Source organism: Pseudomonas sp. sp1636 (assembly GCF_030376615.1).
Classification (GTDB): domain Bacteria; phylum Pseudomonadota; class Gammaproteobacteria; order Pseudomonadales; family Pseudomonadaceae; genus Aquipseudomonas.
The window spans coordinates 1-222 of record NZ_JARRAB010000056.1; the positions used below are offsets into that span (position 1 = coordinate 1).

Sequence of the window (222 nt, forward strand, 5' to 3'; positions counted from 1 at the left end):
CACGGCAACCGGAGGCGTAGTGCTCCAGGTGCTGCCATCGGTGCTGTATTCGACGGTGGCGCCGGCTTCCAGGCCGGCGACGCTGTAGCTGCCGTCGTTGCTGATCAGATCGCCGGCCACACCGCTGTCGGTGTCGAGGCTGAGGGTCGGTGCGGCGACCAGGGTGTCGAGGGTGAAGGTCAGGCTGGACGGCGCCGAGGTGTTGCCGGCGACATCGGTCTG

1 protein-coding gene is annotated in these 222 nt (G+C 68.5%); it reads right to left on the reverse strand.

Annotation, left to right across the window (positions count from 1 at the left end; all coding sequences use genetic code 11):
• The coding region (locus tag P8H27_RS20545) for a hypothetical protein (RefSeq protein ID WP_289639605.1) at positions 1–222 on the reverse strand (222 nt) is incomplete at both ends.